Below are 7,502 nucleotides of genomic sequence, written 5' to 3'. Positions count from 1 at the left end.
CGATCGCCATGGAAGAGAAGCTGCGCTTCGCCATCCGTGAAGGCGGCCGTACCGTCGGTTCCGGCGTCGTCTCGAAAATCCTGAAGTAAGTCGGGCGCCCCGCACTGCGGGGCCCGGCCGAACGGGTCACGAACGGGAAGAAACGGCGGGGGAAACCCCGCCGTCTCTCTTCCGGTTACGAAAAGGAAAACTTGTGCTGGACATAGGTCCGCGCACGACGTATTCCGCGCCAATTCCAAACGGCGGGTTGCCTTGTTTTTCAGGGTCCGCCGCGTGGGTTCGACGAGGGGCAGGGGTGATTCCTGCTCGTCCTATCAACTCCAACGCCGCGAAAGGCTGACAACATGAGCCAAACCATTCGCATCCGGCTGAAGGCATTTGATTACCGCGTCCTGGACTCCAGCACGCAGGAAATCCTGAACACGGCGAAGCGCACTGGCGCGACCGTCCGTGGCCCGATCCCGCTGCCCAACAAGATCGAGAAGTTCACGGTTCTCCGTGGTCCTCACGTTGACAAGAAATCCCGCGATCAGTTCGAGATCCGGACGCACAAGCGTCTGCTCGACATCGTGGATCCGACCCCGCAGACGGTGGACGCGCTGATGAAGCTCGACCTCGCCGCCGGCGTGGATGTCGAGATCAAGGTGTAAGGGAGGCAACGGATATTATGCTGCGTTCCGGTATCATCGCAAAGAAAGTCGGTATGACCCGGCTGTTCATGGAAGACGGTAAACAGATTCCTGTGACCGTGCTTCAACTCGACAAACTGCAGGTTGTGGCTCAGCGCACCTCCGAGGCACACGGCTATTCGGCCGTTCAGCTCGGTGCGGGCACGGCCAAGGCCAAGCGGACTTCGCAAGCCATGCGCGGTCACTTTGCAGCTGCAAATGTCGAACCCAAACGCAAGGTTGCCGAGTTCCGTGTGGACCCCGACAACCTGATCAACGTCGGTGAGGAAATCACCGCCGACCACTACTTCGCTGGCCAATTCGTCGACGTGTCCGGCACGTCGATCGGTAAAGGCTTCGCGGGCTCGATGAAGCGTCACAACTTCGGCGGTCTGCGGGCGTCGCACGGTGTTTCGATCTCTCACCGGTCGCACGGTTCGACCGGTCAGTGTCAGGATCCGGGCAAGGTCTTCAAAGGCAAGAAGATGGCCGGTCACATGGGTGCCGTTCGCGTCACCACGCAGAACCTGCAGGTCGTCAAGACCGATGCAGATCGCGGCCTGATCATGATCAAGGGTGCGGTTCCGGGTTCGAAAGGTGGCTGGGTCACCGTCAAGGATGCTGTCAAGAAACCGTTCCCCGAGAACGCGATCCTGCCCGCAGCCCTGAAATCTGCTGCTGAAGAAGCTGCAAAAGCCGCTGCCGAAGCTGCTGCTGCCGCCGAAGCTGAAGCCAAGGCCGCCGAAGAGGCAGCACTGGCCGAGCAAGCCGCCGCAGAAGAAGCGGGTCTGAAAGAGGCTGAAGCCGAAATTCAGGCTGAGAAGAAGGAAGGCGAAGAATGAAACTCGACGTGATCAATCTGGACGGCACCAGCGCCGGTTCCGTCGATCTCGGCGACGAGATCTTCGGCCTGGAGCCGCGTGCGGACATCCTGCACCGCATGGTTCGCTGGCAGCGTGCCAAGCAGCAGCAGGGTACGCACAAGGTCCTGACCAAGTCCGAGGTCAGCTACTCGACCAAGAAGATCTACCGCCAAAAAGGCACCGGTGGCGCACGCCACGGGTCCCGCAAGGCGCCGATCTTCCGCAAGGGTGGTATCTACAAGGGCCCGACGCCCCGCAGCCACGAGCATGACCTGACGAAGAAGTTCCGCAAGCTGGGTCTGAAGCACGCGCTTTCGGCCAAGGCAAAAGCGGGCTCGCTGGTCATCATCGAGAATGCAGAAGCAGAGGGCAAAACCTCGGTTCTGGCCAAGCAGGTCGCAAGCCTGGGCTGGAAACGCGCCCTGATCATTGACGGCGCCGCTGTCAACGAAGGGTTCGCCCGTGCCGCCGCCAACATCGACGGTCTGGACGTGCTGCCTTCGATGGGCGCCAACGTTTATGACATCCTGCGTCGTGACACCCTTGTGCTCACGAAGTCGGCTGTCGAAGCTCTGGAGGCCCGTCTGAAATGAGCGCGAAAGCAGAACATTACGACGTGATCCGCAAGCCGGTCATCACCGAAAAAGCCACGATGGCGTCCGAAGCAGGCGCCGTGGTTTTCGAAGTCGATATCGCCGCGAACAAACCGCAGATCAAAGAAGCAGTTGAAGCCCTGTTCAACGTCAAGGTGAAGGCCGTGAACACGACCATCACCAAGGGCAAGGTCAAACGCTTCCGCGGTCAGCTGGGCAAGCGGAAAGACGTCAAGAAGGCTTATGTCACCCTGGAAGAGGGTAACACTATCGACGTGACCACAGGTCTCTGATAGTAAGCCGCGAATCTACCATGGCCCCGGTTCTCCGGGGCCATGTGTTTTGGTCGGAGGCGGGGAAAACCCCGTGATCGACCAAGGGGCCGGAGTGATCCTTCGCCTCATCCCACCGGGGACCTTCGGGGCCCTAATTCAGGGTAGTGTGTCGTTTGCGGACCTTTCCATCCGCCCGGCAAATACCCAATACATAGCGGCCTCACGTCCCTTTTTCGGGAAACGGCGGTCGCACTTGCTAAACGGAAGACAGAAAGCATGGCACTCAAGTCGTATAAGCCGACTACGCCGGGCCAGCGCGGGCTGGTGCTGATCGACCGTTCGGAGCTGTGGAAAGGACGCCCCGTCAAAGCCCTCACCGAGGGTCTGACGAAATCGGGCGGCCGGAACAACACCGGACGGATCACCTCGCGCCGTCGTGGCGGCGGGGCGAAACGCCTCTACCGGATCGTTGACTTCAAACGGAACAAATTTGACGTCGAAGGCGTCGTGATGCGGATCGAATATGACCCGAACCGCACCGCCTTCATCGCGCTGATCCAATACGTCGATGGCGAACAGGCCTACATCCTGGCGCCGCAGCGTCTGGCAACCGGTGACAAGGTCATCGCCAGCCAGAAAGCCGACATCAAGCCGGGCAACGCGATGCCGTTCTCGGGGATGCCGATCGGTACGATCGTTCACAACATCGAGCTGAAGCCCGGTAAAGGTGGTCAGATCGCACGTGCCGCTGGTACCTACGCCCAGTTCGTTGGTCGTGATGGTGGCTACGCACAGATCCGCCTGTCGTCGGGTGAACTGCGCATGGTGCGCCAGGAATGCCTGGCGACTGTTGGTGCCGTGTCGAACCCCGACAACTCGAACCAGAACTACGGCAAGGCCGGTCGTATGCGCCACAAGGGCATCCGCCCGAGCGTTCGCGGCGTTGTCATGAACCCGATCGACCACCCCCATGGTGGTGGTGAAGGCCGGACCTCCGGTGGTCGCCACCCGGTTACCCCCTGGGGTAAACCGACCAAGGGCTACAAAACCCGCAAGAACAAGGCGACGGATAAATACATCATCCGTTCGCGTCACGCGAAGAAGAAGGGTCGCTAATCTATGGCACGCTCTGTTTGGAAAGGCCCCTTCGTTGACGCTTACGTCCTGAAGAAGGCCGAGGCGGCACGCGAAAGCGGTCGTAACGAAGTCATCAAGATCTGGTCGCGCCGCTCGACGATCCTGCCCCAGTTCGTGGGCCTGACGTTCGGCGTTTACAACGGTCAGAAACATATCCCTGTCAACGTCTCGGAAGACATGATTGGTCAGAAGTTCGGTGAGTATTCCCCGACCCGGACCTATTACGGTCACGCTGCAGACAAAAAAGCGAAGCGGAAGTAAGTCATGGGCAAGGAAAAGAACCCCCGCCGCGTGGCAGACAACGAAGCAATGGCAAAACTGCGCATGCTTCGTACCAGCCCGCAGAAACTGAACCTGGTTGCAGCGATGATCCGCGGCAAGAAGGTCGACAAGGCTCTGAACGATCTGACCTTCTCGAAAAAGCGTATCGCTGAAGACGTGAAAAAATGCCTTCAGTCCGCGATCGCGAACGCCGAGAACAACCACAGCCTGGACGTGGACGAGCTGATCGTCGCCGAGGCTTATGTCGGTAAGAACCTGGTGATGAAACGTGGCCGTCCGCGCGCCCGTGGCCGTTATGGCAAGATCATGAAGCCGTTTTCGGAACTCACCATCAAGGTGCGTCAGGTCGAGGAGCAAGCATAATGGGTCAGAAAGTCAATCCGATCGGTATGCGTCTTCAGGTCAACCGCACCTGGGACAGCCGCTGGTACGCGGACACCAAGGATTACGGTGATCTTCTTCTGGAAGACCTGAAAATCCGTGCGTTCATCAAGACCGAATGCAAGCAGGCCGGTATTGCCCGCGTGATCATCGAACGCCCCCACAAGAAATGCCGTGTGACCATTCACACTGCACGTCCGGGCGTGATCATCGGCAAGAAAGGCGCTGACATCGAGGTTCTGCGCAAGAAGCTGGCGAAAATGACCGACAGCGAACTGCACCTGAACATCGTTGAGGTGCGCAAGCCCGAGCTGGACGCGGCTCTCGTTGCCGAATCCATCGCGCAGCAGCTGGAACGTCGTGTGTCCTTCCGTCGCGCCATGAAGCGTTCGGTTCAGAACGCCATGCGCATGGGTGCACTGGGCATTCGTGTGAACGTCGGTGGCCGTCTTGGCGGCGCCGAGATCGCACGGACCGAATGGTACCGTGAAGGCCGCGTGCCTTTGCATACCCTGCGGGCCGACATCGATTACGCCCACGCCGAAGCTTCGACCCCCTATGGCATCATCGGGATCAAGGTCTGGATCTTCAAAGGCGAGATCATGGAACATGATCCGCAGGCGCGTGACCGTAAGGCACAGGAACTCCAGGACGGACCCGCCCCTCGTGGCGCCGGTCGCGGCCGGTAAGGAGAGAGTGATATGCTTCAACCGAAACGCACCAAATTCCGCAAGATGCACAAGGGCCGTATCCACGGTCTGGCAAAAGGCGGTTCGGACCTGAACTTCGGCACCTTTGGCCTCAAGGCGACTCAGCCTGAGCGTGTGACGGCTCGTCAGATCGAAGCGGCTCGCCGCGCGATGACCCGCCACATGAAACGCCAGGGCCGTGTCTGGATCCGGATCTTCCCGGATCTGCCCGTGACCTCGAAACCGACCGAAGTCCGTATGGGTAAAGGTAAAGGTTCCGTGGATTACTGGGCAGCCAAGGTGAAACCGGGCCGCGTCATGTTCGAAATCGACGGCGTCAGCGAAGAAGTCGCACGTGAGGCCCTGCGCCTTGCGTCGATGAAACTGCCGATCAAAACCCGCGTCGTCGTTCGCGAAGACTGGTAAGTCAGGGAGCGGCGGGCGCGATGTCATCGCGCAGGCCGCCTACCGTCGACAGATTGGAAAACCCCCGCTGATACGTCGGCGGGGGTTTTTCGTTTCGGCCTTTTCGTTTCATGCGACGATCTCTTCCCGGCCGAACGTGTCTGAACCGGCTAAGCCGCGAAACGCGCGACGGCGCCGTGGCATTGCACATCTTCCTTTTTCGTTTGACTTCACGCCGCCCATGTCGTTCGCCTCGGCGCAAGCCCTCAAAGGAGTTTCGTCATGTCCGATATCCGGTCCCTCTTTGCCACACGTCTCTACCGCGCCGCATTGTCCGAAAAAGGTGCCACCGTCGACGCGGATGAGCTGGAAGCCTCATGCTATTCCATCGCAGAGGATGACGAGGCGGGGCAGGAATGGTGCGAGGACAATGATTATCCCGGCTACACCAGTTATGCGTCACTGACCGATCTGCCGTGGCGCTTCCCGATCTTCGGCGATCTGGTCAAGCTGCTGGATGCCCATGTCGCCAGCTTTGCCGAGGACCTGGGCTTCGACCTGGGCGACAAGGCGTTGAAGCTTGAGGACCTCTGGATCAACATCCTGCCCGAGGGCGGCACGCACAGCTCTCATATCCACCCGCACAGCGTGATCAGCGGGACGACCTATGTCGCCATGCCCGAAGGCACCAGTGCTCTCAAGCTCGAAGATCCGCGTCTGCCAATGATGATGGCCGCGCCAGTGCGCCGCAAGGACGTGCGCGAAGAGTTGAAGAGCTTCGTCTACGTCGCACCCGCAGTCGGCGACGTGCTGCTGTGGGAAAGCTGGCTGCGCCACGAGGTGCCAATGAACATGACCGAGGCAGACCGGATCAGCATCAGCTTCAACTACGCCTGGGGATGAGGGACATGACCCAGAGGTGTCATTTCCGACGCTGCCGCCCAGCCAATGCGCCTGAAGGCGTATATCGCACTCATACGCTCAATCTTCGGCAGGTGTCTTCTGGCGGGCGGCGGTGTCCCGTCGCGACCCGCCTTTTGGTGTTGCGACTTGCGGGTGTTTGCCGGATGACTTCTGTCATTACCTGGGGGATGCGTAACCTCAACTGGCAAGCGCATCGATTGATTTGACACCTTCGTACATGAAGCGGACAGATATAATGGCCGAGCGGGACAGTTACTTCGACAAGATCAACGGGGTTGCATCTTGTCAGTGGTCGCAATTCACGGGCTGACCATCACGATGCCGGATCCCGGCGGCCTCGCTCTTTCGCCCTCCATTGCTCTGCGCCAGCTGATCAATTTTCCCGTATTTGCATTTCTCGCTCTGTCAGGGTTTTTCATACGGCGCGCGGTTTTTCGCGGGGCAGGGCGCTCGACCGCAAAAACGTTGAAGCGTGTGATGATCCCCTATGTGATTGCCTTCCTCATAACCTCGGCATTGTTTCACCACGGGCTTTTGTCGTCGCCCCAAGGTCTGGTGATGATGCTTTTTGCGGGGAAGGGCATAAGTATCGGCTATTACGTCGTCGTCTTCCTGCAATTTCTGATCCTCACTCCCATCCTGCTGCGTCTCCGCTCGGCCAAGGCGCATCTCGTGGCAATGGTCATTGGCGTGGTCCTCGGGGCGGTTTTCACCTACTCCAGCGTGTTTGTCTGGAGCGGGCACAGGCTGAGTGCCTTTCCCTTTCGGGCGCTACCCTTCTTCGTCTGGTGCCCGAGCTTCCACCTCGGGCTCTGGCTTGGCCTGCGTCCGGATATCGTGGCGCGTCTCAAGCGGGGGCCAGTTCTGATCGGCCTCGGCGCGGCACTCATTCTGAGTTTCCTGGAAGCGGCGGTGCTGGCGGGTCATGGCATTGGGCTGGCAAGTTCCCAGACCAAGCTCACAAGTATCCTCGTCTCGGTGATGGTCGTCCTGCTGGTGATGGCGCCGCGCACCGGTTCCGCGCGGCCCATGACCTCGACAAACCTGCTGATCCCGCTGGGCCAAAGCTCGTTCTTCATCTATCTGTACCACCTCAATTTCATGCGGTTGGCAGAGAAAGCCTCACACTACCTTCCAACTGCTGCCGCGCTGCGGATCCCCTTCGTCATCGTGCTGACACTCGTGCTGACCTATCTGGCGGCCATTGTTGTGCGCCAATTGCTGGGGCGCAGGGCGGCCGGCCGGTTCTTCGGTGTCTGACCTTCGGCCGTACGGGGGCTTTTGC

Annotated in this window: 12 protein-coding genes; all 12 read left to right on the top strand. The window is 59.7% G+C overall.

Going from position 1 to position 7,502, the window contains the following annotated elements; translation table 11 throughout:
* On the top strand, positions 1-89 hold an 89-nt coding region (locus tag DL237_RS07800), incomplete at its 5' end, for an EF-Tu C-terminal domain-related protein (RefSeq protein ID WP_147405320.1).
* Between the two features lie 255 nt (positions 90-344).
* Positions 345-650, top strand: coding sequence for a 30S ribosomal protein S10 (gene rpsJ, locus DL237_RS07795; RefSeq protein WP_010137465.1), 306 nt, complete (start codon positions 345-347; stop codon positions 648-650).
* Positions 651-667: 17 nt separating this feature from the next.
* The gene (gene rplC, locus DL237_RS07790) at positions 668-1,510 is read left to right on the top strand and encodes a 50S ribosomal protein L3 (RefSeq protein ID WP_119398483.1); all 843 of its coding nucleotides are present in this window, start codon (positions 668-670) and stop codon (positions 1,508-1,510) included.
* Positions 1,507-2,124: a 50S ribosomal protein L4 gene (gene rplD, locus DL237_RS07785; protein ID WP_119398482.1), complete on the top strand. Its 618-nt coding sequence runs from the start codon at positions 1,507-1,509 to the stop codon at positions 2,122-2,124. Before rplC ends, rplD begins: the two co-directional genes overlap by 4 nt.
* On the top strand, positions 2,121-2,417 hold the full coding sequence (locus DL237_RS07780; protein ID WP_119398481.1) for a 50S ribosomal protein L23: 297 nt from the start codon (positions 2,121-2,123) through the stop codon (positions 2,415-2,417). The genes rplD and DL237_RS07780 overlap by 4 nt, the downstream gene beginning before the upstream one ends.
* A gap of 258 nt (positions 2,418-2,675) precedes the next feature.
* Positions 2,676-3,515, top strand: a complete 840-nt coding sequence (rplB, locus tag DL237_RS07775) for a 50S ribosomal protein L2 (protein ID WP_119398480.1) — start codon at positions 2,676-2,678, stop codon at positions 3,513-3,515.
* A gap of 3 nt (positions 3,516-3,518) precedes the next feature.
* Positions 3,519-3,797, top strand: a complete 279-nt coding sequence (gene rpsS, locus DL237_RS07770) for a 30S ribosomal protein S19 (RefSeq protein WP_008554066.1) — start codon at positions 3,519-3,521, stop codon at positions 3,795-3,797.
* Between the two features lie 3 nt (positions 3,798-3,800).
* Complete coding sequence (gene rplV / locus DL237_RS07765) at positions 3,801-4,181, top strand: 50S ribosomal protein L22 (RefSeq protein ID WP_119398479.1); 381 nt, start codon at positions 3,801-3,803, stop codon at positions 4,179-4,181.
* Positions 4,181-4,888: a 30S ribosomal protein S3 gene (gene rpsC / locus DL237_RS07760; RefSeq protein WP_119398478.1), complete on the top strand. Its 708-nt coding sequence runs from the start codon at positions 4,181-4,183 to the stop codon at positions 4,886-4,888. Before rplV ends, rpsC begins: the two co-directional genes overlap by 1 nt.
* Before the next feature lie 12 nt (positions 4,889-4,900).
* Positions 4,901-5,314, top strand: coding sequence for a 50S ribosomal protein L16 (gene rplP / locus DL237_RS07755; protein ID WP_119398477.1), 414 nt, complete (start codon positions 4,901-4,903; stop codon positions 5,312-5,314).
* 261 nt (positions 5,315-5,575) lie between these two features.
* Positions 5,576-6,196, top strand: coding sequence for a 2OG-Fe(II) oxygenase family protein (locus tag DL237_RS07750; protein WP_119398476.1), 621 nt, complete (start codon positions 5,576-5,578; stop codon positions 6,194-6,196).
* 309 nt (positions 6,197-6,505) lie between these two features.
* Positions 6,506-7,477, top strand: a complete 972-nt coding sequence (locus tag DL237_RS07745) for an acyltransferase family protein (protein ID WP_119398475.1) — start codon at positions 6,506-6,508, stop codon at positions 7,475-7,477.
* Positions 7,478-7,502: the final 25 nt, after the last annotated feature.

Source organism: Pseudooceanicola sediminis, assembly GCF_003575965.1.
In the GTDB taxonomy this organism is placed as follows: domain Bacteria; phylum Pseudomonadota; class Alphaproteobacteria; order Rhodobacterales; family Rhodobacteraceae; genus Pseudooceanicola; species Pseudooceanicola sediminis.
Note: the sequence above shows the minus strand (reverse complement) of the source record. Positions and strands in the feature narration are given on the sequence as shown.

What these genes read in the sequence shown, in the direction of transcription:
- rpsS (WP_008554066.1), top strand. Translation starts at nt 3,519, where the DNA reads ATGGCACGCTCTGTTTGGAAAGGCCCCTTCGTTGACGCTTACGTCCTG.
- rplP (WP_119398477.1), top strand. Translation starts at nt 4,901, where the DNA reads ATGCTTCAACCGAAACGCACCAAATTCCGCAAGATGCACAAGGGCCGT.
- rpsC (WP_119398478.1), top strand. Translation starts at nt 4,181, where the DNA reads ATGGGTCAGAAAGTCAATCCGATCGGTATGCGTCTTCAGGTCAACCGC.
- rplB (WP_119398480.1), top strand. Translation starts at nt 2,676, where the DNA reads ATGGCACTCAAGTCGTATAAGCCGACTACGCCGGGCCAGCGCGGGCTG.
- rpsJ (WP_010137465.1), top strand. Translation starts at nt 345, where the DNA reads ATGAGCCAAACCATTCGCATCCGGCTGAAGGCATTTGATTACCGCGTC.
- DL237_RS07750 (WP_119398476.1), top strand. Translation starts at nt 5,576, where the DNA reads ATGTCCGATATCCGGTCCCTCTTTGCCACACGTCTCTACCGCGCCGCA.
- rplD (WP_119398482.1), top strand. Translation starts at nt 1,507, where the DNA reads ATGAAACTCGACGTGATCAATCTGGACGGCACCAGCGCCGGTTCCGTC.
- DL237_RS07780 (WP_119398481.1), top strand. Translation starts at nt 2,121, where the DNA reads ATGAGCGCGAAAGCAGAACATTACGACGTGATCCGCAAGCCGGTCATC.
- rplV (WP_119398479.1), top strand. Translation starts at nt 3,801, where the DNA reads ATGGGCAAGGAAAAGAACCCCCGCCGCGTGGCAGACAACGAAGCAATG.
- rplC (WP_119398483.1), top strand. Translation starts at nt 668, where the DNA reads ATGCTGCGTTCCGGTATCATCGCAAAGAAAGTCGGTATGACCCGGCTG.